This window comes from Bacteroides cellulosilyticus, assembly GCF_020091405.1.
Lineage (GTDB): Bacteria > Bacteroidota > Bacteroidia > Bacteroidales > Bacteroidaceae > Bacteroides.
Window position 1 is genome coordinate 3,223,209 of the sequence record NZ_CP081903.1, and the last position, 21,987, is coordinate 3,245,195.

24 protein-coding genes are annotated in these 21,987 nt (G+C 41.5%); 18 read left to right on the forward strand and 6 right to left on the reverse strand.

Going from position 1 to position 21,987, the window contains the following annotated elements; translation table 11 throughout:
- Position 1: 1 nt before the first annotated feature.
- The 12 genes from K6V21_RS11565 (at position 2) to K6V21_RS11620 (ending at position 9,302) form a co-directional block, all read left to right on the forward strand.
- Positions 2-736, forward strand: coding sequence for a WecB/TagA/CpsF family glycosyltransferase (locus K6V21_RS11565; protein WP_224322030.1), 735 nt, complete (start codon positions 2-4; stop codon positions 734-736).
- 13 nt (positions 737-749) lie between these two features.
- A complete protein-coding gene (locus K6V21_RS11570; RefSeq protein WP_408912827.1) occupies positions 750-977 on the forward strand; it encodes a phosphopantetheine-binding protein in 228 nt (75 codons plus the stop codon).
- Positions 978-1,132: 155 nt separating this feature from the next.
- Positions 1,133-2,215 carry an ANL family adenylate-forming protein gene (locus K6V21_RS11575; protein ID WP_224321859.1) on the forward strand — a complete coding sequence of 361 codons (1,083 nt, stop codon included), beginning with the start codon at positions 1,133-1,135 and terminating at the stop codon, positions 2,213-2,215.
- Between the two features lie 5 nt (positions 2,216-2,220).
- Entirely contained in the window at positions 2,221-2,955 is a 735-nt protein-coding gene (locus K6V21_RS11580) for an SDR family NAD(P)-dependent oxidoreductase (protein WP_224321860.1), read from the forward strand.
- A gap of 2 nt (positions 2,956-2,957) precedes the next feature.
- Positions 2,958-3,923: a hypothetical protein gene (locus K6V21_RS11585; RefSeq protein ID WP_224321861.1), complete on the forward strand. Its 966-nt coding sequence runs from the start codon at positions 2,958-2,960 to the stop codon at positions 3,921-3,923.
- A 15-nt stretch (positions 3,924-3,938) separates the two neighbouring features.
- On the forward strand, positions 3,939-4,793 hold the full coding sequence (locus K6V21_RS11590) for a polysaccharide deacetylase family protein (RefSeq protein ID WP_224321862.1): 855 nt from the start codon (positions 3,939-3,941) through the stop codon (positions 4,791-4,793).
- Between the two features lie 4 nt (positions 4,794-4,797).
- Complete coding sequence (gmd, locus tag K6V21_RS11595) at positions 4,798-5,880, forward strand: GDP-mannose 4,6-dehydratase (protein ID WP_224321863.1); 1,083 nt, start codon at positions 4,798-4,800, stop codon at positions 5,878-5,880.
- A 187-nt stretch (positions 5,881-6,067) separates the two neighbouring features.
- Entirely contained in the window at positions 6,068-6,550 is a 483-nt protein-coding gene (locus K6V21_RS11600) for a DUF6169 family protein (protein WP_224321864.1), read from the forward strand.
- Between the two features lie 7 nt (positions 6,551-6,557).
- On the forward strand, positions 6,558-7,535 hold the full coding sequence (locus K6V21_RS11605; protein ID WP_224321865.1) for an NAD-dependent epimerase/dehydratase family protein: 978 nt from the start codon (positions 6,558-6,560) through the stop codon (positions 7,533-7,535).
- 37 nt (positions 7,536-7,572) lie between these two features.
- Entirely contained in the window at positions 7,573-8,523 is a 951-nt protein-coding gene (locus K6V21_RS11610) for an MraY family glycosyltransferase (protein ID WP_224321866.1), read from the forward strand.
- Positions 8,524-8,673: 150 nt separating this feature from the next.
- Positions 8,674-9,180 carry an HU family DNA-binding protein gene (locus K6V21_RS11615; RefSeq protein ID WP_224321867.1) on the forward strand — a complete coding sequence of 169 codons (507 nt, stop codon included), beginning with the start codon at positions 8,674-8,676 and terminating at the stop codon, positions 9,178-9,180.
- Between the two features lie 26 nt (positions 9,181-9,206).
- Positions 9,207-9,302, forward strand: coding sequence for a smalltalk protein (locus tag K6V21_RS11620; RefSeq protein ID WP_224321868.1), 96 nt, complete (start codon positions 9,207-9,209; stop codon positions 9,300-9,302).
- Positions 9,303-9,366: 64 nt separating this feature from the next.
- Here K6V21_RS11620 and K6V21_RS11625 read toward each other — a convergent pair whose 3' ends face one another.
- Both K6V21_RS11625 and K6V21_RS11630 read right to left on the reverse strand, forming a co-directional pair.
- Positions 9,367-9,984 (reverse strand): response regulator transcription factor, encoded by a 618-nt coding sequence (locus tag K6V21_RS11625; RefSeq protein WP_224321869.1) that lies wholly within the window; start codon positions 9,982-9,984, stop codon positions 9,367-9,369.
- The gene (locus K6V21_RS11630; RefSeq protein ID WP_217714147.1) at positions 9,974-10,684 is read right to left on the reverse strand and encodes a hemerythrin domain-containing protein; all 711 of its coding nucleotides are present in this window, start codon (positions 10,682-10,684) and stop codon (positions 9,974-9,976) included. The genes K6V21_RS11625 and K6V21_RS11630 overlap by 11 nt, the downstream gene beginning before the upstream one ends.
- Before the next feature lie 165 nt (positions 10,685-10,849).
- Here K6V21_RS11630 and K6V21_RS11635 point away from each other — a divergent pair, with 165 nt between their 5' ends.
- The 6 genes from K6V21_RS11635 to K6V21_RS11660 all read left to right on the forward strand — a co-directional run bounded on the left by K6V21_RS11635 (position 10,850) and on the right by K6V21_RS11660 (position 18,137).
- Positions 10,850-11,212 (forward strand): BlaI/MecI/CopY family transcriptional regulator, encoded by a 363-nt coding sequence (locus K6V21_RS11635; RefSeq protein WP_217714146.1) that lies wholly within the window; start codon positions 10,850-10,852, stop codon positions 11,210-11,212.
- Positions 11,213-11,233: 21 nt separating this feature from the next.
- The gene (locus tag K6V21_RS11640) at positions 11,234-13,078 is read left to right on the forward strand and encodes a TlpA family protein disulfide reductase (RefSeq protein WP_224321870.1); all 1,845 of its coding nucleotides are present in this window, start codon (positions 11,234-11,236) and stop codon (positions 13,076-13,078) included.
- Between the two features lie 14 nt (positions 13,079-13,092).
- Positions 13,093-15,351: a M56 family metallopeptidase gene (locus K6V21_RS11645; RefSeq protein WP_224321871.1), complete on the forward strand. Its 2,259-nt coding sequence runs from the start codon at positions 13,093-13,095 to the stop codon at positions 15,349-15,351.
- A 15-nt stretch (positions 15,352-15,366) separates the two neighbouring features.
- Entirely contained in the window at positions 15,367-16,131 is a 765-nt protein-coding gene (locus tag K6V21_RS11650; RefSeq protein ID WP_224321872.1) for a TlpA family protein disulfide reductase, read from the forward strand.
- A 93-nt stretch (positions 16,132-16,224) separates the two neighbouring features.
- Positions 16,225-16,830 (forward strand): TonB-dependent receptor plug domain-containing protein, encoded by a 606-nt coding sequence (locus tag K6V21_RS11655; RefSeq protein ID WP_224321873.1) that lies wholly within the window; start codon positions 16,225-16,227, stop codon positions 16,828-16,830.
- A gap of 59 nt (positions 16,831-16,889) precedes the next feature.
- Complete coding sequence (locus K6V21_RS11660) at positions 16,890-18,137, forward strand: carcinine hydrolase/isopenicillin-N N-acyltransferase family protein (RefSeq protein WP_224321874.1); 1,248 nt, start codon at positions 16,890-16,892, stop codon at positions 18,135-18,137.
- A 3-nt stretch (positions 18,138-18,140) separates the two neighbouring features.
- Here K6V21_RS11660 and miaA read toward each other — a convergent pair whose 3' ends face one another.
- From miaA to K6V21_RS11680, 4 genes are all read right to left on the reverse strand, one after another.
- Positions 18,141-19,037 carry a tRNA (adenosine(37)-N6)-dimethylallyltransferase MiaA gene (miaA, locus tag K6V21_RS11665; protein WP_217714140.1) on the reverse strand — a complete coding sequence of 299 codons (897 nt, stop codon included), beginning with the start codon at positions 19,035-19,037 and terminating at the stop codon, positions 18,141-18,143.
- A gap of 128 nt (positions 19,038-19,165) precedes the next feature.
- The gene (locus tag K6V21_RS11670; RefSeq protein WP_118461859.1) at positions 19,166-19,726 is read right to left on the reverse strand and encodes an IS1096 element passenger TnpR family protein; all 561 of its coding nucleotides are present in this window, start codon (positions 19,724-19,726) and stop codon (positions 19,166-19,168) included.
- A 23-nt stretch (positions 19,727-19,749) separates the two neighbouring features.
- Positions 19,750-20,517: an acyl-ACP--UDP-N-acetylglucosamine O-acyltransferase gene (gene lpxA / locus K6V21_RS11675; RefSeq protein WP_217714139.1), complete on the reverse strand. Its 768-nt coding sequence runs from the start codon at positions 20,515-20,517 to the stop codon at positions 19,750-19,752.
- Between the two features lie 84 nt (positions 20,518-20,601).
- Complete coding sequence (locus K6V21_RS11680; RefSeq protein WP_217714138.1) at positions 20,602-21,987, reverse strand: bifunctional UDP-3-O-[3-hydroxymyristoyl] N-acetylglucosamine deacetylase/3-hydroxyacyl-ACP dehydratase; 1,386 nt, start codon at positions 21,985-21,987, stop codon at positions 20,602-20,604.

The window sequence follows — 21,987 nt, forward strand, 5'->3', positions numbered from 1 at the left end:
TATGCATATATTTTCGATCGCCATAGAATTTGATAAAGAGTTGGTAGAACAAAAAATCAGAAGCCATATCAAACGGAAAGAAAAGGGATATATTTGTGCTGTAGACACAAATATCGTCTCTATAGCTAATAGAAATCCTTCTTATTTATCTGTTATAAATGATTCTATTTTGAATATCTGTGATGGTGGGACTATTGCTTCTTTCGGTAGTAAAATATATAATCTTAAATTGGAACGTTATACTGGCCCAGACTTATTGCTTGATTTTATATCACGAGGATATCGACAAGCTTTTCTTGGCAATACCTCAGAGAACCTTACTCTATTGAAGGATAAAATGCAAGGAGCTGGAATTAATTTAGATTCTTGTTTATATTATTCTCTTCCATTTAAAGCTGTTGATGAGTTTGATTATAAAGGAATAGCTGATAAGATAAATCTGAATAATATTGATATCGTTTGGATTTCTTTGGGAGCTCCAAAGCAAGAGATATTTGCATCAAGATTATTGCCTTATATAAATGGGGCAATATTGATTGCTGTTGGTGCTGCTTTTAATTTTTATATAGGACAAGGTGCTTATCATCGTGCTCCGAAATGGATGCAACAAATGAATATTGAATGGTTGTATCGTTTGGGAGTAGAACCTCGTAAACAACTTAAGCGCATTGTATCAACGATGAAAATATATCCACAATTATTATGGAAAGAATATAAATGCGTACGTAAAGTATAAAATTGAAAAAGATATGAATGTATTAGAGACGATAGAAAACATTATTAATATTGTTTTGATGAATCGTGGTAAGGCGAAAGTTAATAGTATTACAGCCGGTTCCAGCTTGCGTGATGATTTAGGTTTAGATTCTTTAGATCTTGCAGAATTAACTGTACGTATAGAAGCCGAGTATGATGTAGATATCTTTGAAGACGGGGTTGTAACTACAATAGGAGAGATTCTGGCAAAGATACAATGATGCGTGGTAAATTATTCTATAAGGATTCTACAGAGCTTTTATCTGTATCTTATTCCCAACTATTACAAGATATAAAAGAAACAGATTTTTTTAAGCCTTTCTGTAAAAGTCATTCATTCTATGATATATTTAGGAGTATCATAGTATCCCTGTTGGTGGATAAAGAGATTGTCCTTTTGGATTCGGACTTTTCAGATGTAGAAATTGAGAAATTGATAGGAACTCTGTCTTTATTGGATCAAGAGGTATCGGTTGATATTCCGCACGGGATATCCGAAGAGAATCTGGCCGGTTTCATAAGGCAAAATGTTTCTTCGTGGAGAATAACTTTGTTCACTTCCGGCACTACAGGTTTGCCAAAGCGAGTTTCGCATACCTTCGAATCTATTACCCGTTTTGTACGCAGCGGTGACAAACATCAGAATGATGTCTGGGGCTTTGCTTATAATCCTACTCACATGGCGGGTTTGCAAGTCTTTTTTCAAGCCCTACTGAATCTGAATCCGATGATTCGCTTGTTCGGATTGGAGAAGAAAACTATCGTTCATGAAATACGGGAAAACAGTATAACGAATATTTCTGCCACTCCCACTTTTTATCGTTTATTATTGCCTGCAGAAGATGTCTGCCCTTCGGTAACCAGAATAACTTCCGGTGGTGAAAAGTTTGATGAGCATGCTTTGTCTTTATTGCGGGAAATGTTTCCCAACGCCAGGATAACTAATGTTTATGCTTCTACTGAGGCCGGTACTCTTTTTGCTTCCAAGGGAAATGAATTCACTATCAAGGAAGCAATGGAACATTTGATAAAGGTGGAGGAACATGAACTCTTTTTACATAAATCTTTGATGGGGGAATCATCCGGTCTGCAAATCGAAGGTGACTGGTATGCTACAGGTGATTTGATTGAGGTTACCGGTCACTCTCCATTCACTTTCCATTTTATCTCACGTAAAAATGAGATGATAAATGTAGGAGGGTATAAAGTCAATCCTACCGAGGTGGAAGATGTTATCCGGCTTTGCCCCGGTGTCTTGGACGTATCGGTCTATGCGAAAAAAAATGCTATTTTGGGGAATATTGTTTGTTGTGAGGTCGTGAGGAATTCTGAAGATATGACCGAGCTTTTTCTCAGGGAGTTTCTTCGGGATAAACTACAGGAATTTAAAATACCGCGTTTCGTGAAGTTCGTTGCTAATCTGCAAACCACAAGGACTGGTAAAATTTCAAGAAAATAAGAAATATGGAGATAAAGAATATATTGGTTACAGGCGTTTCACGAGGGCTTGGCATCCAAATCGTGAAGTCTTTGCTGGCGGATGGTCATTATTGCGTGTATGGTGTCAGCCGGAGTAAGACTCCTGAATTGGAGATACTGCTCTCCACTTATCCCGATCGCCTGAAGTGGATTGGATATGATTTAGGCAATGTGGAAGATATCCGTAAGGTTATCTTTAAAGAGTTCATTGGTTTTGACACTCCTTTGCATGGCTTTGTCAATAATGCGGCTGTCGCTTATGACGACATTGTGACCAACTTGAATTATGAGCCGTTGTTGAATATGTATAATGTGAATGTGTTTGCTCCCATGATGATAACGAAATACGCTATCCGTCATTTTTTGTTGCATAACACCAAGGGGAGTATTGTGCATTTATCTTCGATCAGTGTCCATACCGGCTATAAAGGCCTTGCCATGTATGCTTCTTCCAAAGGTGCTTTAGAGGCTTTCTCCAAGAATACTGCCCGGGAATGGGGCGAGAAAGGCATCCGTTCCAATGCACTTGTGGCAGGTTTTATGGAGACGGATATGAGTGCTACGCTGACGGATGATCAGAAGAACCGTATTTATAAACGTACTTCCTTGAAAATTCCTACTACCACCCGTTCTGTGGCAGAGACTATAAAATTCCTATTGTCCGACATGGCAGAATCCGTTACAGCTCAGAACATTCATGTCGATTCAGGTACTATTTGATTATGGAAATAAAGGTTTGCACGACGAAAGAGTGGACGGAACAGGAATGGGACAGTTATGTCACCAGTTTTAATGAAGTTTTTGAAAGAGGGTATCCAAAAGAGTATTTCAGGCATAAGTATCTGTCTACATTGGATGGCTGTTCTTATCATGCTTTGTTATTGAATGATGCAGGGGAGGCAGTAGGTGCTTGTTCTGTTATCCCATACCATTATAGGAATTCTTCCGTTGAGTTTAAGAACGGCTTGGCTGTGGACGTTTTCATTATTGAGTCTTATCGTACCGATCCGTTGATGCTTCGTCGTATGTACAAGAAATTGACAAAACTTTTAGTGGAAAAGTCTGTCGTTGCAGTTATGGCTGTTCCTAATGCTACTGCATATCCCTATTGGAAGAATGTGGTGAAATGGAAAGATGTCGGTTCACTTCGATACTGGGCTGTTCCTGTTCGTGCGGGGAATATTATTCATAAATCAGGTTTTATAAATCTTTTCTCGCGTGCTTATTGTTCACTGATGCTTGGAATATCTTCTGTGCTATGTTTATTGGGAAGATGCCAGAAGCGTTATAAATATTCTATAATAGAATCAGAATTTTTCTTGAGAGAACGGTTTGGAGCCGATTATTGCTGTGAAGAAAATGAGGGCGTCAAGAACTACTATCGGATAATGGACGAGGAAGGCGTCAGAACTGCCTATCTGATTTATTCCCGGGAAAATGGGACTTTATCCTTCCGCTCCCTATATAAAGGTGTATCGCATATATTAAAACGTCATGATGTCGATTTGATCTTGTATGTTGGCCCTTTTAGTTTCTTCCAGACTCTGTTCTTTAAAATTCCTCGCAAGTTTGAACCTAAATTATTGCCATTAACTTGCGATTTACTATTACCACAAGAAAATTCTTATAACGATATTTTAGACTTTTCTAATTGGGATTTTGGGCTTCTCAATTATGATGTCAGATAACCTTCATACTTAATAATGAATATACTGACCTTCGACATCGAAGACTGGTATAACTGTGACTTCATCTCGGGAGATTTCGACTGGGACAAACATGAAGTGCGCATATACCAAGGCGTAGACCGTATTCTCGAAGAATTGGAGAAACGGAACCAGAAAGGAACATTCTTTTGTCTTGGATGGATTGCTGAAAAACATCCGGATGTGATTTGTTCCATTCAAAAGCAAGGGCACCATATTGGTTGCCATTCTTATCAGCATGAGTTATCTTTCCGTTTTGATGAGAAGACGTTTAAGGCGGATACTCTGAAAGCGAAATGTTTGATAGAAGATGTGACGGGAGAGAAAGTGAATGCTTTTCGTGCTCCAGGCTTTTCTATAACTAAGAATAATACATGGGCACTTTATAGTTTGGCGGAAATGGGATTCAAATATGATTGTTCGATGTTTCCAGCCCCTCATGATTACGGTGGTATGCCAAGTTATGGAGAGGCTGTTCCTAAGCGGATTGATGTAGGTGATGGAAGAATTATCAAGGAGTTTCCGATAAATATCCATCCGATAATGGGCAAACATATTGTTTTTTCCGGCGGTGGTTTCTTCCGGTTATTTCCTTATTGGCTGATTAATCATTGGGGAAAGCATAGTGACTATATGATGACTTATTTTCATCCGAGAGATTTTGATGTAAATCAGCCTGTAATAGAGACACTACCTGCAATGAGACGTTTTAAAAGTTATGTTGGTATAAAAGGTGCATTTACTAAGTTTCAACGGCTATTGGATCATTATGAGTTTTATAATGTGGAACAGGCAGATGAAATCATAAATTGGGAAATCGCTCCTATCGTGGAATTGAAAAGTTTAAAATAGAAATATGAAAAAAGTAGCATTACTAACAGGTATCACCGGCCAGGACGGTTCTTTCCTTGCCGAGTTTTTAATTGAAAAAGGTTATGAGGTTCACGGCATCCTTCGTCGTTCTTCTTCATTCAATACAGGACGTATCGAGCATCTTTATCTGGATGAATGGGTACGTGACATGAAACAACAGCGATTGGTCAATCTCCATTATGGAGATATGACGGATAGTAGTTCACTGATCCGTATCATCCAGCAGGTGCAACCTGACGAAATTTATAATCTTGCGGCACAAAGCCATGTGAAGGTATCTTTTGATGTACCTGAATACACGGCTGAAGCTGATGCGGTAGGTACGCTTCGTATGTTGGAAGCTGTCCGTATTTTGGGTTTGGAGAAGAAGACGAAGATTTATCAGGCTTCCACCTCGGAACTTTACGGTAAGGTTCAAGAGGTTCCTCAGAAAGAGACCACTTCTTTTTATCCTCGTAGTCCATACGGTGTAGCTAAACAGTATGGTTTTTGGATAACGAAGAATTATCGTGAGAGCTACGGTATGTTTGCCGTAAATGGTATTTTGTTCAATCATGAGAGTGAACGTCGGGGAGAGACTTTTGTAACCCGTAAGATCACTCTTGCTGCTGCCCGTATTGCACAAGGTTTTCAAGATAAGTTGTATTTGGGTAATTTGGACGCCCGTCGTGACTGGGGATATGCAAAGGATTATATAGAGTGTATGTGGTTGATTCTGCAACACGATACGCCGGAAGATTTTGTGATAGCTACCGGTGAGATGCATACTGTTCGCGAGTTTGCCACTTTGGCATTCCATGAGGTTGGCATTGAACTCCGTTGGGAAGGTGAGGGTATTAATGAAAAAGGTATTGACTTAAAAACGGGTAAAGTGCTTGTTGAGGTTGATCCTAAATATTTCCGTCCTTGCGAGGTTGAGCAGTTATTAGGTGATCCTACTAAAGCGAAGACTTTGCTTGGTTGGAATCCGACGAAAACTAGTTTTTCTGAGTTGGTGAAGATAATGGCGGTGCATGATATGAAGTTTGTGAAAAAGTTATATCTGAAAGCTCAAGTGGGGAAATAAGGATTCAATCTTATTGATTTTCTAAAAAATAGCTGTATCTTTGTAGCAAGTTTATTAATCATATCTTTTATGAGCAAAAGTATAGAACATAAGAAGAAATCTGTCTTCCAACGAATATTGGAAGATAAGAGAGCTATACGCAAATGTGTTCAAGAGGGAGGTGATGTTAAAAAATTAGCTAAAGAACGTGGAATTAAGTTCTCAACTCCCTTATGAAGTTACAGAAGAAAGTGAATGGAACTATTCCTTTATAACTAAGCATGGCATTGTTTACCATGCTTATTTTATAGATTTCTCTATTTATCATCCAGCTTTCAATGATGTTTATACTTTTAACATAGAGCCGGAAACAGATAACCCTCATCCTATAGATAATCGAATAGCTCAAACGATAGCACATCTTTTAAAACTTTTCTTTTCTGTTAGAGAAAGAGCTATGATTATGGTTTGCGATAACTTAGATGGGAAAGAAGAAAAAAGAAAGATTCTATTTTCTAGATGGTTTTTGAAATATAATGATGGGGGGATAATAAAATATGACGCCGCAACAACAACTGATGATTATCAATTATATGTATCCATTTACCTAAACAGAAACAATTCTCAACGAGATGAGTTAGTTGCCGCTTTTTATGATTTGGTTAAGAATAATCTTTATCCTATAGATTGATTTTTTCATGAATATACTTATTACTGGAATTCACGGTTTCGTGGGTTCCAATCTTGTTGTTGCCTTAAAGGAGCATCATGTCCTTTATGGACTTGATATTATTGCACCTGAGAAAGAGGGAGTTGAGAAAACTTTCTCTTGGAAAGATATTGAATCTACTGCTTTTCCGATGCAACAATTGCCCCAGTTTGATGCCATCATTCATTTGGCCGGTAAAGCCCATGATACAAAGAATCAATCAGCGGCACAGGTATATTTTGATATCAATACGGGACTGACACGGAAGATTTTTGATTTCTTTTTGGAGTCAAGAGCGAAGAAATTCATATTCTTTAGTTCTGTGAAAGCTGCTGCTGATAGTGTGGTGGGAGATATGTTGAGGGAGGATGTGATACCTACGCCGGTGGGACCATACGGGGAAAGTAAGATAGCTGCTGAAAATTACATTCTTTCGAAATTAAGAATTAAAAATGAAAAATTAAAGCTGCACGATGATGACAAGCAGGTGTATATATTGAGGCCTTGTATGATTCACGGTCCGGGTAATAAGGGTAATCTGAATTTGCTTTATAACGTTGTGAAGAAAGGCATTCCTTGGCCTTTGGGTGATTTTGAGAATAAGCGTTCGTTTACTTCGATTGATAACCTTTGCTATGTGGTGGAGGGACTGCTTACAAAGGATATTGCAAGTGGCATTTACCATATGGGAGATGATGAAGCTCTTTCTACGAATGAGTTGATTGCCCTTATGTGTGAAGCTATGGGTAAGGAACCTCATATCTGGAAGATGAACAGGAAGATGATGGAAGGTTGTGCCGGTTTAGGGGCATTGCTCCATCTGCCCTTGAATACTGAACGCCTCCGGAAGTTGACGGAGAATTATGTGGTGAGTAATGAAAAGATAAAGTCTGCGCTTGGCATAGAGAAAATGCCTGTTTGTGCGGCTGAGGGGATTATGAAAACGATAAGATCATTTTCAGATTAAAAATTAATAATTCAAAATTAAAAGGGAAAGTACTGTTATGTATTACCTGATTATATTGGTTCTGCTATTTTTAGCAGAACTTTTTTATTTTAAGCTGGCTGATAAGTGCAATATCATTGATAAGCCTAATGAGCGTAGTTCACATACGAAAGTCACTTTGCGTGGCGGCGGGATCATCTTCTATTTCGGTGCATTGGCCTATTTCCTGACGAATCATTGGGAATATCCCTGGTTTATGGTGGCATTGACTTTGATAACATTCATCAGCTTTGTGGATGATATCCGTTCCACTTCTCAAGGTCTGAGATTAGTATTCCATTTCTCCGCTATGGCCTTGATGTTCTACCAGTGGGGATTGTTTTCGCTTTCCTGGTGGTGGATAATCGTAGCATTAATTATTTGTACCGGTATTATTAACGCTTATAATTTCATGGATGGCATCAATGGAATCACCGGCGGTTATTCCTTGGTTGTTTTAGTAGCCTTGGCTTATATCAATGCTGAAATTACGGCGTTTATTGAGCCTGCTTTGATTAATACTGTTTTATGCTCTGTCCTGGTGTTTTGCTTTTTCAATTTCCGCAAGAAAGCGAAATGTTTTGCCGGTGATGTCGGTTCGGTTAGTATCGCTTTTATTCTTCTTTTCTTGATAGGTAAGCTAATTCTGACGACCGGAGATTTCAGCTGGATAATCCTGTTATCCGTTTATGGTGTCGATAGTGTCCTGACTATCATTCATCGTCTGATGCTTCATGAGAATATTGGTTTGCCTCATCGGAAACACATGTATCAGTTGATGGCGAATGAATTGAATATGTCTCATGTGATGGTAGCGTTGATTTATATGGCAGCACAAGCAGTTATAATAATGGGATATATTAGATATCTAAATTATGGCTATGCATTTTTGCTATGTACTATTCTGCTACTTGGCTTGGTTTATATTTGTTTTATGAAAAAGTTCTTTAGATTGCATCAATCTGTTTAGAATCAGCTGATTATAAATTAGTGATAGGAAACAGCTCCCGGTGGGCTGTTTTCTTTGTTTATGTGTGTATATATCCTCACCTTTGCATCGTTGATCAACACAAGAATAAATAAAAACGAAGTTGAATTAAAATGTAAAAGGAGGAAGATTATGCCTTTATTGTATTATGCGAGACAATCGCAGTTGAAAACGAAAGATGGGGTTAAGCAATGGCACCTGACACTAAAGAAGATAGGTAGGGCTGTAAGTTTGCAACAGTTGGGAGAGATGGTGGCTGAAAAGTGTTCGGCAACACCGGGTGATGTGCACAATGTGATCAGAAACCTGATGTCGGTGATGCGGATGCAGTTATTGAACAGCCGTACTGTCCGTCTGGATGGACTGGGGACATTTACCGTGATGGCGCGGACACGCGGCAAGGGGGTAGATAATGAGAAAGATGTAAATCCGAATCAGGTGACATCCCTGCACTTCATGTTTACTCCCGAATATACCCGTCCGGCAGCTTTGGGAACTACCCGTACATTGTGGCAGGGCGTTGAATTTGAGAAGTGGACCGGTGTGAATGGTTCTGCCGGTGATGAAGAAGATCCGGATAATGGCGGTGGTGGAAATTCCGGCAGCGGAGGAGGACTTGATGAAAATCCTCTGGGATAGATTCATTGAAACACAAAGTAATTAACATGAAAAAGACAGCTTGGGATAAGATTTTGAAAATAGTGATAGCCGTAGCATCGGCTGTATTGGGGGCTTTAGGAGCCAATGCAATGAATATGTAGCGAAGAGCGCATATATGTAGAAGAACAGAGGGCATATTAGGAATCTTCCTAATGTACCCTCTTTTTATAGATTATCCTTGATATCCTGCAATTCCACCAGCTTATTCACAATAGCGTAAATGGTGAGACCTGCCGGAGAATGTATTTGCAGTTTACGGGCGATGTTCCGACGGTGGGTAATGACAGTGTGGATGGAGAGGTAAAGTTGGTCGGCAATGGCTTTATTGGTCATGCCTTTCACAACGCAGGTTATTATTTCTTTTTCACGCTGGCTGAGCGTTTCCTGCTCGTTTTCTTTCTCCTCTTCTTCTTCAGTGCAAAGCAATTGGTTTATTTTCGTGGCAATTGTTTCTGTGTCGTCACAGATGGATAGATGGTCATCGTACTCTTTTAATGAATTGCTATCAATGACGGAACACACAAGCGCGAGATATTTAGTCTCCGCTTTGCCGTTTTCCGCTTTGAATGTAGCAATGTCAAACCACCCGCCGAAGGTTGGATTGACAATGAGAATATCCGGTGTGTTCAAGTGGATGTAGCTTTGCAGAGATTCCGGAGAAGAGACTTCTATTGGATGTACATTCAGGTTGGGCAAGCGCTTTAGTACTGCTGTAAGCCCACTACGAATAATAACTGAAGTCTCCGCAACTGCTATTTTTATAGAAGAGGCATTATTGTTCATTTTTCAATCTCCTTTCCAATTGTGCCACAGCAGGAACAAACATGTAGTCTTCTACCTGGCAGTGTGAAGCAAGGTCATGTTCGCAGTTGAAGATATCGAAAAGAACGGCGTTGAGCTTGTTGTTATTCTCTTTTTCCGGATAATATTTAATGATGATATTTTTCAGCTCTGTCAACTTGGTCTCTATCTGATTGTGTTTGCTGGCAAAGGTTGCTATGTCGTAATTCTCGGCAAGCTTGCCTTCCAGTAGTTTTTCTACATAGGTAAACACAGCCTCGTTTTCATACTCCATATGACGGCGTACTTCTTTGGCATATTCATCGAAGAATTTTAAAATGAGATAGGCTATGTTGTCAGTGCCTGAGCAGTCAATGGACTCGATAAGTTTACGGCGAATGACTGGTAACTTGAAATCAAGAAAATAAGTGTGTGCCTGTTTCAGATAGTCCATAAGTGCAGGGATGGAAAAAGCGTCTTCATCCTCACTATAGGTATAGGCATATTGTTCTTCACTGATGAAATTGGCTACTGCGAGAAAGGTGCGGTAGTCTACGCCTTGAGCTTCACAAACGTCCTTCACGCTTTTATCTCCAAAACCCAGGGAGAGGCCAAAACGGCTCATAACCATTAATAAGGAGTAGTTATCACAGATAAGGTCGCTCATTTTGTCTGTGGCGCGATACTTATGCGGTTCATTCATTGCAGATTATCCTTTCTTTCTTTGTTTATTCGTGCGCAAAGGAACGGATTTTTCCTGAAAATAGCAATCGCTATTTGTAGGTATTTTCTGTTTAGTCTTATTTAACGAGAAAAATTAGTTTATAAACTAAATATTTTAGTTATTTGCAGAAAACAAATAAAGACTATGAAAGGATTGACTGCGAAAGAAGAAGAAATCATGGGATTTTTCTGGGAGAAAGGTCCGCTGTTTGTGAAGGAGATGCTGGCTTTCTATGAAGAACCGAAACCGCATTTCAATACTTTATCCACGATTGTAAGGGGCCTGGAAGAGAAAGGTTTCCTGGCACATAAGACGTATGGCAATACGTACCAATATTATGCGGTGGTGAATAGGGACGATTTCAGCAAAGGAACGTTGAAGAAGGTAATCAGCAAGTACTTTAATAATTCGTATCTCAGTGCAGTGTCGTCTTTGGTAAAAGAGGAGGATATTTCGCTGGACGACCTGAAGCAACTGATTGCCGAAGTGGAGAAAGGAACAAAATAGTAACTTTAAATGCCGGAGATTATGAAAAACATTGCGATAACTTGTTTGGTTCTGGTAGCTGTCTGCGTAGGTTTACAGGCAAAGAAAACAGTGAAAGCACCTTATTTCATGGCAGCTAGCAGTAACCAGCTTGAAATAGAGAAAGTGACGTTGGGCAAGGATACAACGTGGGTGGATGCAAAAATATACACGATCTCGGGCGACGATGTGAGAATAGATTCGACAACGGTTTTGCAGGTTGCCGGAAAAAGATATGCATATTTGGGTGGCGATGGCTTCTCTAAAGGATTGTGGACACGAGTGCCGGCTTCGGGTGAGTTGTCCGTGACGTTGAAATTTGAACCACTCCCTATGGATGCGGAAAGTTTCGATTTCATGGAAATGCCGGATGCGGATGATAAGGGTTGGTGTATATACGGGGTGCGTCTGGACGGGAAAAAGCCTGCTATCGGAGTACCTGAGAAACTTCTGGACCAGCAGTTGGATTACTCCCTGCCTTTGCCTGAGCCTGAACTGAAGAATGGAAAGACAGTGATACGCGGGCAGATATTGGGATATAATCCGAGATATGGAACCACTTTGAATTTTAATTGTGCGGACTGGTTGTTTTTTGACGTGTTCGGACAATCAATCCCAATAGCCGAAGACGGTAGTTTCCGCTATGAGACTAATCTGATGTTGCCCGGTGATGCAACTTTACGGGTCGGGAAAAAGCGTTTTGAATTATTTCTTGTCCCGGGTGGTGAACTTGTAGTGACTTTGAATCTGCCGGCGATTTTTTGGTCGGAGACACGTCTGTTCAAAAAGAAAGAGAATGGACAACTTGTTTGGTTTGAGGGGACTTATGCCGGATTGAATACGGAACTGGCTAAATATGGCTCATTGATGAATATCTACAGTGCCGATAATTTCTATGAAAATATCTGTGGAATTACTCCTAATCAGTATAAGAAATATGTGACTAAGATTTACGAAAAATATCGTGAGGACATATTAAGGAATAAGTCGTTGAGCGATGCTGCACATATTTTCCTGATAACTAAACTGGAAATGTCGTATTTCTTTGCCATCAAGGGATATAAAAGTAACATCAGTTATGCCCCGATGATTAGCGGAAAGAAAGGGGTGAAGCGGGCAGATATGACAGTGGATGAAAACTATTATGATGAAATCCTGAAACTGGATTTTATTCATTCGCCTAATATCCGTTATGGTAGTTATCCGGACTTTGTCCGTGTGGCTACCGGAGATTTTAAAGGAAAGTTTGAACCGGAGCCTATCTGGGAGGATATTTTGCGTGCAAAGCCTTTAGGGGATGCTCTTGCCCGGATGAAGCCGTTGAGTGAGGAGCAACTGTTGACTTTGGATAGTATTGCCGAGACGGAGATAAAGAAAGCTCTGAATATCCGGAATCAAAAAATAGTAGATTTGCTTGCGGAGAGTGCAAAGAAAACCGGTTATACCATTTGCCAACTGGATACCGCAGTTACGGCAGATAACCTTATAGCTACTATCACCCGCCCCTATCGTGGAAAAGTGGTATTGATAGATATGTGGAATACCTGGTGTGGACCCTGCATAAGGGCAATGAAGAGCTTACAGCTGGTTAAGGAAGAATTGAAAGATGTGGTGTATGTGTATGTGGCGGATGAATCTTCGCCCGAAGGAAAGTGGAAAATCACGATACCTGATATTCACGGTATGCATTACCGGATTACCAATGAACAGAGTTCCGCTATGGGAAAACTGTATGAGTATCCCGGAATACCTACTTATTTCATTGTAGACCGGGAAGGAAATATTGCATATAAAGTTACCGGTTTCCCCGGAGCAGAAGTGATAAAAAAAGAATTGAGTAAATTATAAAATAGTACATCAATATGGGAATTTTCTTTGTCTATATATTGAAGTCATCGATTTGTCTGGTGGGGTTCTACCTGTTCTACCGTTTATTGTTGAGCCGCGAAACGTTTCATCGTTTCAACCGGATAGCATTGCTGAGCATATTGCTACTGTCGTGCCTCTTGCCACTGGTGGAGGTGACTGTGGAGAAACAGACAGAGGTTCATCAAACAATGATGACTCTGGAGCAGTGGCTGATGCTGGCAGATATGATGAATGCTGAAAGCACGGCAGAGTTGCAGGCAGAGGAAGTGACGGTGACCTGGATACAAGTAGCACTGCTGGTGTATCTGGTCGGTATCTTGTTCTTTGCCTTCCGAAATGGGTATTCATTGTTGAAGTTAGGCGGACTACTGCGGTCGGGTAGGAAAGAGCAACTTGAAAAATACACCGGTGGCAAAGAGAAAGTGATTCTGATTGTACACGACCGTGATATAGCTCCGTTCAGTTGGATGAAGTATATCGTTATCTCGCAGAAAGACTTGGATGAGAACGGGCGGGAAATACTTATTCATGAGTTGGCTCATATACAGAACCGGCATTCATGGGATTTGCTGGTGGCAGATATCTGTATCTTTTTTCAATGGTTCAATCCGGCTTCGTGGCTATTGAAGCAGGAACTGCAGAATATCCATGAGTATGAGGCAGATGAAACAGTTATTGAAAAAGGCGTTGACGCGAAACAATACCAATTATTATTAATTAAAAAAGCTGTCGGCACAAGGCTCTACTCTATGGCCAACAGCTTTAATCACAGTAAACTTAAAAAACGTATCACTATGATGTTAAAAGAAAAATCGAATCCGTGGGCGAAGTTGAAGTATCTGTATATACTTCCGGTAGCTGCTATTGCAGTTACTGCTTTTGCCCGTCCTGAAATCTCGGAAACCGCAGAAGAGATTTCAAGAATGTCGGATGCACTCGGGATAGAACAAGCAAGCTTGCTCTTCTCTCGTTTGCACGACATTTCTGCCGTCAAAGTTAATGATTTGACAGCAATTGTGGAAGCAAAAGCCGCAAAAACTACCGAGGAAGCAGTACAAATGAGTACAGTATTGAAAGATACGGCGAAACCTGTAGAAGTGAAATACATACCTACAGAGGTGACCGACAAGCTGAAAGGTACTCCGCTTTATGAGGTGGTTGAACAGATGCCGGAATTCCCCGGTGGCGGAATGGCTGCTGCGTTGGAATACATTCAGAAGAATATGCAGTATCCTGAATCTGCAAAGGAAAACGGTACGCAAGGCCGTGCTATGGTGCAGTTCGTTGTTGATAAAGAAGGAAATGTGACGGAACCTAAAGTTATCCGTTCGGTAGATAAAGAATTGGATGCTGAGGCCATCCGATTGGTGAAGTCGATGCCGAAGTGGAAGCCGGGTATGCAAAAGGGACAGGCGGTAGCAGTGAAATATACAATGCCGGTGTTGTTTAAACTGGAAGGGGGAAAGAAAGTGAACTCTTCGATAGTGGTGAACTCAATGCCAACAGGTTTCTCTGTTCTAGGTGCAAATGCCCCTTTGTATATTGTGGATGGCAAAGAAGTTACCTCCTCGATAATGTCCGCTTTGGATGCTAATAAAATAGAGAGTATGACTGTTCTGAAAGGTAAAGATGCTACTGACCTATATAGCGAAAAAGGAAAGAACGGTGTCATCCTGATTACCTTGAAGGGGAGTGAGCAAAAGCCTATTACTTTATCAACCAAGAGTTCTGCTGTCAGTGTACCCGGAGTGAATGCGGTTTATCTGAATAATAGAAGGTCGGATTGGGCAGATGTGGATGTGTTTGTTGACGGCGAAAAAATCGAATTGTCCGGTAAAGCATTGGATGAAGTTGTATCTCCCAATGAGATAGAGAGCATCAATATTGAGAAAAATGCAGAAGATGCAAATAGGGGGAAGATCTATATCACTACCAAGAAAAGTAAAGGAAAATACACTATGGTTACTAGTGAAGGCAAGGAGAATGTTTATTTTACCGTCAAAGGTGGTGAGAAAGCTTCTGGCAAAGGTGAAATGAGAGTTGAAGGGGTTGTTCAGGATAAAGATGGAGAGCCTGTCATTGGTGCCACTGTTTTGCTTGAAGGAACAAATATGGGAACGGTTACTGATGTGGATGGGCGCTTTGTCATACCTGCTGCAAAGGGGGACAAGTTAGTAGTTTCCTATGTGAATATGAAGACCGCTAAGGTGAAAGTCGCACCGAAGGTAACGGTTACTTTAAAAGACGAATAATACGTATATTTTAGTATGAAAATAAATTCTCTCTTTTTGTTTCTCTCTATGATGTTTGTGTGGGCGGGGCTTTGCTCTGCCCAGACTACCAGTGATAAATATTACCTGATCAACGGATATTTTTTTAATGGCATGCCACCGGGAATCAGGAATGCGCAAGGAGACCGCTTTGTCATGCTGAAAGATGACGAAGGACACATGGCTTTGGAGATTAGGTTGCCTAAGGGAAAAACTCTGCCGGAGTACGCTGTCAAATATCGGATTCCGGTAGAAGAAGTACCCGGAGGAGAAGAACTTCTGAGAATCTCCCGTTCGGGGACGGAACCGGTGATAAGCATATCCAGCAATTCGGTTACTCTTGATGAATGGGTGGGAAAAGCATTTCCAGACTTTAAAGTAACGGATACTACAGGGCGTGTCTGGACCAAAACTGATATACTTGGAAAGCCTTTTGTTCTGAACTATTGGCATACCGGTTGCAGACCATGTATCAAGGAAATGCCGGACCTGAACGAATGGATGAAAATCTGTCCGGATGTAACTTATTTCTCTACCACTTGGAACACAGCGGATCAGATAAAGAAGATTGTGGAAAACCGTCCCTTCCTCTTTACCCATATTGCCGATGACTTGTTCTTCTTCAATCTGTTTAAAGTGCAGGTCACGCCAACTACGTTGTTGGTAGATAAGAAAGGTATTATCCGTTATTGGGAAGAAGGTACAAGCGAGAGTAAACGGGCCTATTTGCTTGATAGATTAAAGGAATTATCAGCCGAATAATCAACTTTGTTTCTTATTTCTTTGTTTAAATCATTACTTTTAAGTATTTTTGTTTGAGACGGTTCAGTATTCTATCACTTAAAAGATAATGCTATGAGACGAGGAAAACAAATTCACCAGGGATATAGCTTCTTTTGGGGAGTATTTCTATTATTAGTAATGTCTGCCGCTATATCTATTTATGCTGAAGCCCCTTCTATAAAGGAGCTTGTACTTTTCAAAGATACTTTGAAGAATGACACGATTGTGCCGCAGTCTCCGAAGAAAGGCGGTACATTGGTTATTAGAGATCGCATTCCTATTCCATCTGATGAGCCTTTATTTATTGTAAATGGAATGGAACTTCCCTATGAGATTTTTGCAGCATTGAACCCCGCGCATATTGAAAGTCTTGAAGTTTTGAAAGATGCTTCAGCCACTGCCATTTATGGCACACGTGGAATAAATGGGGTCATTATTCTGAAGTTGAAAACTCCACAACAGGTAAAGGAGGAAAAAAACATTAAGAAAATAGATGATTTTCTCAAGCCAAAGGGAGTAGACAGGAGGAATGCACGTTACTATATTGACGGCAAAGAAGTTCCGGCCAGTACTGCGTATCAAACGAGTATTGAGCAAATGGAAGTAAAGACCGGTGCAGACGGAATACTGGAAATTTATATTAAACCAATGATTTTCCTAAGGGGAGAATATGAATAAAAGTGATTGTCAAGAGTGGAATGATCAAAGATTACGGAATGGGAAATACCTGATGACTTATGTTAAAACAAATATCCTTATTAATCCTGTGTGCGGTAGCAATCGTCTTATTCACGGCTCCTGTGCAAGCCTGTACTTCTGCTGTTGTATCGGGTAAAGTAACGCCCGACGGTCGCCCCCTGCTTTGGAAAAACCGTGATACGGACTTTATGCGAAACCATATTGATTATGTGAAAGGCGAGAAGTATAACTTTATTGCTGTAGTAAATAGCGCCAATGCATATCTGAAAGAGGCATGGATGGGAACTAATTCCTCAGGATTTGCTTTGATGAATACACAATCGTATAATCTGGTGGATGTAAAGGGCGATGAAGAACGGGGGGCAGCCAATGGGCGTGTTATTTATCGTGCACTCGAAGTTTGTGCAACGGTAGAGGACTTCTGTCATTTTCTGGATACCATTTCCAAGCCCAGCGATATCGAAGCTAATTTTGGTGTAATCGATGCACAAGGCGGGGCAGCTATGTTTGAGGTAGATTATCATAAATATGTGATGTATGATGCCAATAACCCGAAGGACGCTCCTTATGGTTATATTGTCCGTACCAACTTTTCTTTTGCTGGTAAGGTGAACGAGGGTGCCGGTTATGTGCGCTATATGGAAGCAGACCAGGTACTGATGAAAGCTTCGGCTACGGGTAGCATTACCCCACAGTCTATTTTCAATGATTTATCGCGTTCGTTCCGTAACCGTATGCTGGATATTGATTTGCGTAGCGGGGCATATAATCGTCCTCAGGCATCGGGTTGGTTTGTAGATCAGGATTTCATTCCGCGTAGCAGTACATCATGTTCCGTGGTGGTACAAGGGGTGAAACCGGGTGAGAAGGCCGAACTGACTACTATGTGGACACTGTTAGGGTATCCTCCTACCGGTATAGCTGTTCCGTTGTGGGTGAAAGATGCCGGTAAACTTCTTCCCGGAATGGTACGTTTCGGCAAAGAACATGAGGCAGCTCCGCTCAGTGATTGGTCACTTCGTTTGGCAGACAGAGTTTTCAGCTATAAGCAGGGAATGGGTACTGGACGTTATCTGAATTGGGAGAGGTTATATAGTCCTGAGAAAGGTGACGGTTATATGACAGCGATTACTGCGGTAGAAGATGAAGTCTTCCGCACGACGAAGCCATTGCTGGAAGAGTGGTATAAAAAAGGAAGCCTCGATACACAAGCAATACCGAAGCTGTATGACGAACTGGAATCATCCATCAGAATGATTTATCAGAGTTTACTGGAATCAGAATAGAATTTACATTATCGAACGGAGGTACGCCAGTATCTCCGTTTCTTGTTCCGGATGGAACCAACGGATTTCTTCATCTCTTTTGAACCATGTCATCTGCTTGCGCGAATAGATGCGGGAGTTCTGTTGGATTTTCTCTATGGCAAAAGGCAAGGTCCATTCTCCGTCGAGATATTTGAACATCTCTTTATAACCTACCGTATTCAATGAATTAAGTGCCCGATAAGGATATACCTTTCTGGCTTCTTCTTCCAAGCCATCCTCTATCATAATCTCTACCCGCCGGTTAATGCGGTCGTAAAGTTCTTCCCGGTCGCGCGTCAATCCTATTTTGATGATGCGGAAGGGGCGTTCTTTTTTCTGTTGTGTACGGAATGAGGTGTAGGTCTTCCCTGTCATATAGCATATCTCCAGTGCATGGATTACGCGTTTAGGATTCTTCAGGTCTACTATTTTGTAGTATTCCGGATCGAGTAACTTTAGCTCTGCGCACAATCTTTCCAGACCTTCCGTTTCATACTTATGTAGCATCACCTGGCGTGTTTCAGCATCTACGGTCGGAATATCGTCAATGCCTTTGCAAACGGCATCCACATACATCATAGAGCCACCGGTAAGCAATACTGTATCCTGTTCGGTAAATAAGGTTTCCAGAAGTTTCAGTACCTCCGCTTCATATTGGGCGGCACTGTAATAATCGGTGAGTTGCAAGGTTCCTACAAGGTAATGTTTCACGCGTTGCAGTTGCTCGGGGGTAGGGGCTGCCGTCCCTATTTTCAAGTCGGCATAGAGTTGCCGGGAGTCTGCGGAAACGATGCAAGTTTGGTAATGCTCTGCCAGCCGCAGGCTGAGTTCGGTCTTTCCGACTCCGGTCGGTCCAATAAGCACTATCAGGGTTTTCATAAGGAAATGGTATTTAGAGAATCATTTCCCATCTGCAGATAACGCGGATAACGCAGATCTCTTCTAGGCTTAAGTCTTTCAAATCTGTGTTATCCGCGTTATCTGCGGATGAAAAATTTTAAATAATATTAGAACTTTTCTTCCTCGAACGGTGCTGCGCCACCTTCGCCTCCGCCCATGTCGAAACCTTCCTGGTCGAATTCTTCCAGATCAAAGTCCTGATCTCCATAGAAGTTTTCATCCAGATCAAGCGATCCGCTGTTGGCTGCCATTTCTTCGAAGTCAATTGTCTGTTTCGGAGCATCACCTTCCTTCTTGGTACACTTGGCACCTTTCATTTCTTTTCCGGTAATGATCTCGGAGAGTTCAATGAAGAAACAGCGTTCTGTCATGTAGTCGAACACATAGAGTAGCTTCTGCTTTTCATCTTCTATCAGTTCGCTGATAGTGGTGTCTTTCATTACCCAACTGTCCATCTCCGGATTGTCATCCATCTCTTCCAGTGTAATTTCCTTTTCTTTTTCCCAATCATCATCACAGATGAAGAAAGAAGTCATCTGGTCGTTAGTATAGCCTACTGACTTCACTATAGCCTCATGGAAGTCGTAGAATGTAGCTTCCGGGTCAATTTGTATTTCTCTTACGAAGTCGTCCACTTCATCGGAGATAAGTGTAAATCTGTATATCATATTCTAATTACTTTATCGTTTTATCACCTAATAATACCACGTTCGGAGTCACGGATGAAACTGACAATGTATTCGATTTCCGGGCTCGTCGGAATTTCTTCTTCTATTTTCTTTAATGCGTCTGAAGTGTTCAATCCACTTTGATAAATGATACGGTATGCGTTGTGTATATTCTCAATGGTTTCATTGGAGAATCCGCGACGACGCAACCCGATAATGTTGATACCGCTGTAAGCAATCGGTTCCCGGCCTGCAATGATGTATGGCGGAATATCCTTACTGAAACGGCAACCGCCTTGTATCATGCCATATCCGCCTACACGGCAGAATTGATGCATCAATACATTGGCACTGATAATGGAGAAATCGTCTATCACAATCTCACCTGCCATTTTGGTAGAGTTACCAATGATGCAGTAATTACCGACAAGGGCATCATGAGCTACGTGTACACCTTCCATCAACAGGTTATTGTTACCGATAATGGTTCTACCTTTGGCAGCCGTACCACGATTGATGGTAACATTTTCACGAATGGTATTGTTGTTACCGACTTCAGCGGTACTCTCTTCTCCCTGAAATTTCAGGTCCTGAGGGATGGCACCGATAACAGCTCCCGGAAAAATCGTATTTCCATTGCCGATACGTGAACCGTACAGAATGTTGGCATTTGCCATAATCTTGTTGTTATCGCCGATTACCACATTCTTGTCAATGAATACAAAAGGAGCAATCTCTACGTTTTCCCCGATTTTTGCCTCGGGATGAATATACGCTAAGGGACTTATCATGCTGATTTATGATTTATGATTTATAATTTATGAGATATTCGCACTTATAATTAGTCACGAATAAATCTTAAATCATAAATCCTTTTACTTGTTCTTAACTATTTGTGCCATAAACTCTGCCTCGCAAACCACTTTCTCGCCTACGAACGCATAGCCTTTCATCGTGGAAATGCCACGGCGGATAGGTACAAGCAATTCTACGCGGAAGATAAGGGTGTCACCTGGCACTACCTTCTGACGGAACTTCACACCATCTATTTTCATGAAGTAGGTGGAGTAGCGGTCGGGTTCGTCTACAGAGTTCAATACAAGCAGACCGCCTACCTGTGCCATAGCTTCAACCTGCAACACACCCGGCATTACCGGTTCCTGTGGGAAGTGCCCCTGGAAGAAAGGCTCGTTGGCAGTGATATTCTTCACGCCTACAATATAATTGGCACCTATTTCAATCACCTTGTCTACCAATTGGAATGGGTAACGGTGTGGCAACAGTTCGCGGATACGGTTTACATCCATGACGGGTTCGCGGTTGCAGTCGTAAGTCGGAGCCTGTATATCGTGCAGGCGGATTTCCTTACGCATCTGGCGGGCGAACTTATTATTAATGGTATGTCCCGGACGTGTAGCGATGATACGTCCCTTGATAGGCTTGCCTATCAAAGCTAAGTCGCCAATTACGTCGAGCAATTTGTGACGGGCACATTCATTGGCCCATACCAAAGGTTTGTGATTGATGTAACCCAGTTGCTTGGCATCCATGTGGGGAACTCCCATTACGTCGGCCAACTTATCGAAGTCTTCCTGAGACATTTCTCGTTCGTAGATAACGATGGCATTGTCCAAATCGCCGCCTTTGATAAGACCAGCCTGCAACAGTGGCTCGATCTCGCGTACGAATACGAATGTACGGCTGCCGGCTACTTCATCTTGGAATTTCGACATATCCTCCAGCGTTGCAAACTGATTGGGAATGATGGTCGAGTCGTAAGATACCAGTACATTCAGACTGAAGTTCTCGTCGGGCAACACGATAATGGAAGAACCGGTCTTTTCATCGCGAAACTCGATTTTTGACTTGATGATATAGAAATCTTTAACGGCATTTTGTTCTTCTGTACCTACGCGCTCTATTTCTTGTGCATAATATTGGGCGCTACCGTCCAGAATGGGAAACTCAGGACCGTTGACTTGTATCAGGCAGTTGTCTATGCCTAAGGCATAAAGGGCTGCCATGCCGTGCTCTACAGTGCTAACCTTCACACCATTCTTGGAAAGAACGGTGCCGCGAGTGGTTTCAGTCACGTTGTCCGCAACCGCATCAATGGTAGGTTGTCCCTCCACGTCGATACGCTGGATTTTATATCCGTGGTTGTCCGGAGCAGGATTGAAAGTAACGGTCAGGTCAAGTCCCGTGTGAAGGCCTTTACCACTGAGGGAAAAACTGTCTTTCAGAGTCTTTTGTTTCAACAT

What these genes read in the sequence shown, in the direction of transcription:
- lpxA (WP_217714139.1), bottom strand. Translation starts at nt 20,517, where the DNA reads ATGATAAGTCCCTTAGCGTATATTCATCCCGAGGCAAAAATCGGGGAA.
- K6V21_RS11565 (WP_224322030.1), top strand. Translation starts at nt 2, where the DNA reads ATGCATATATTTTCGATCGCCATAGAATTTGATAAAGAGTTGGTAGAA.
- K6V21_RS11635 (WP_217714146.1), top strand. Translation starts at nt 10,850, where the DNA reads ATGAAAGGATTGACTGCGAAAGAAGAAGAAATCATGGGATTTTTCTGG.
- K6V21_RS11570 (WP_408912827.1), top strand. Translation starts at nt 750, where the DNA reads ATGAATGTATTAGAGACGATAGAAAACATTATTAATATTGTTTTGATG.
- miaA (WP_217714140.1), bottom strand. Translation starts at nt 19,037, where the DNA reads ATGAAAACCCTGATAGTGCTTATTGGACCGACCGGAGTCGGAAAGACC.
- K6V21_RS11650 (WP_224321872.1), top strand. Translation starts at nt 15,367, where the DNA reads ATGAAAATAAATTCTCTCTTTTTGTTTCTCTCTATGATGTTTGTGTGG.
- K6V21_RS11630 (WP_217714147.1), bottom strand. Translation starts at nt 10,684, where the DNA reads ATGAATGAACCGCATAAGTATCGCGCCACAGACAAAATGAGCGACCTT.
- K6V21_RS11655 (WP_224321873.1), top strand. Translation starts at nt 16,225, where the DNA reads ATGAGACGAGGAAAACAAATTCACCAGGGATATAGCTTCTTTTGGGGA.
- K6V21_RS11645 (WP_224321871.1), top strand. Translation starts at nt 13,093, where the DNA reads ATGGGAATTTTCTTTGTCTATATATTGAAGTCATCGATTTGTCTGGTG.
- K6V21_RS11620 (WP_224321868.1), top strand. Translation starts at nt 9,207, where the DNA reads ATGAAAAAGACAGCTTGGGATAAGATTTTGAAAATAGTGATAGCCGTA.
- K6V21_RS11590 (WP_224321862.1), top strand. Translation starts at nt 3,939, where the DNA reads ATGAATATACTGACCTTCGACATCGAAGACTGGTATAACTGTGACTTC.
- K6V21_RS11660 (WP_224321874.1), top strand. Translation starts at nt 16,890, where the DNA reads ATGTTAAAACAAATATCCTTATTAATCCTGTGTGCGGTAGCAATCGTC.
- gmd (WP_224321863.1), top strand. Translation starts at nt 4,798, where the DNA reads ATGAAAAAAGTAGCATTACTAACAGGTATCACCGGCCAGGACGGTTCT.
- K6V21_RS11615 (WP_224321867.1), top strand. Translation starts at nt 8,674, where the DNA reads ATGCCTTTATTGTATTATGCGAGACAATCGCAGTTGAAAACGAAAGAT.
- K6V21_RS11670 (WP_118461859.1), bottom strand. Translation starts at nt 19,726, where the DNA reads ATGATATACAGATTTACACTTATCTCCGATGAAGTGGACGACTTCGTA.
- K6V21_RS11585 (WP_224321861.1), top strand. Translation starts at nt 2,958, where the DNA reads ATGGAAATAAAGGTTTGCACGACGAAAGAGTGGACGGAACAGGAATGG.
- K6V21_RS11680 (WP_217714138.1), bottom strand. Translation starts at nt 21,987, where the DNA reads ATGTTGAAACAAAAGACTCTGAAAGACAGTTTTTCCCTCAGTGGTAAA.
- K6V21_RS11580 (WP_224321860.1), top strand. Translation starts at nt 2,221, where the DNA reads ATGGAGATAAAGAATATATTGGTTACAGGCGTTTCACGAGGGCTTGGC.
- K6V21_RS11640 (WP_224321870.1), top strand. Translation starts at nt 11,234, where the DNA reads ATGAAAAACATTGCGATAACTTGTTTGGTTCTGGTAGCTGTCTGCGTA.
- K6V21_RS11625 (WP_224321869.1), bottom strand. Translation starts at nt 9,984, where the DNA reads ATGAACAATAATGCCTCTTCTATAAAAATAGCAGTTGCGGAGACTTCA.
- K6V21_RS11610 (WP_224321866.1), top strand. Translation starts at nt 7,573, where the DNA reads ATGTATTACCTGATTATATTGGTTCTGCTATTTTTAGCAGAACTTTTT.
- K6V21_RS11605 (WP_224321865.1), top strand. Translation starts at nt 6,558, where the DNA reads ATGAATATACTTATTACTGGAATTCACGGTTTCGTGGGTTCCAATCTT.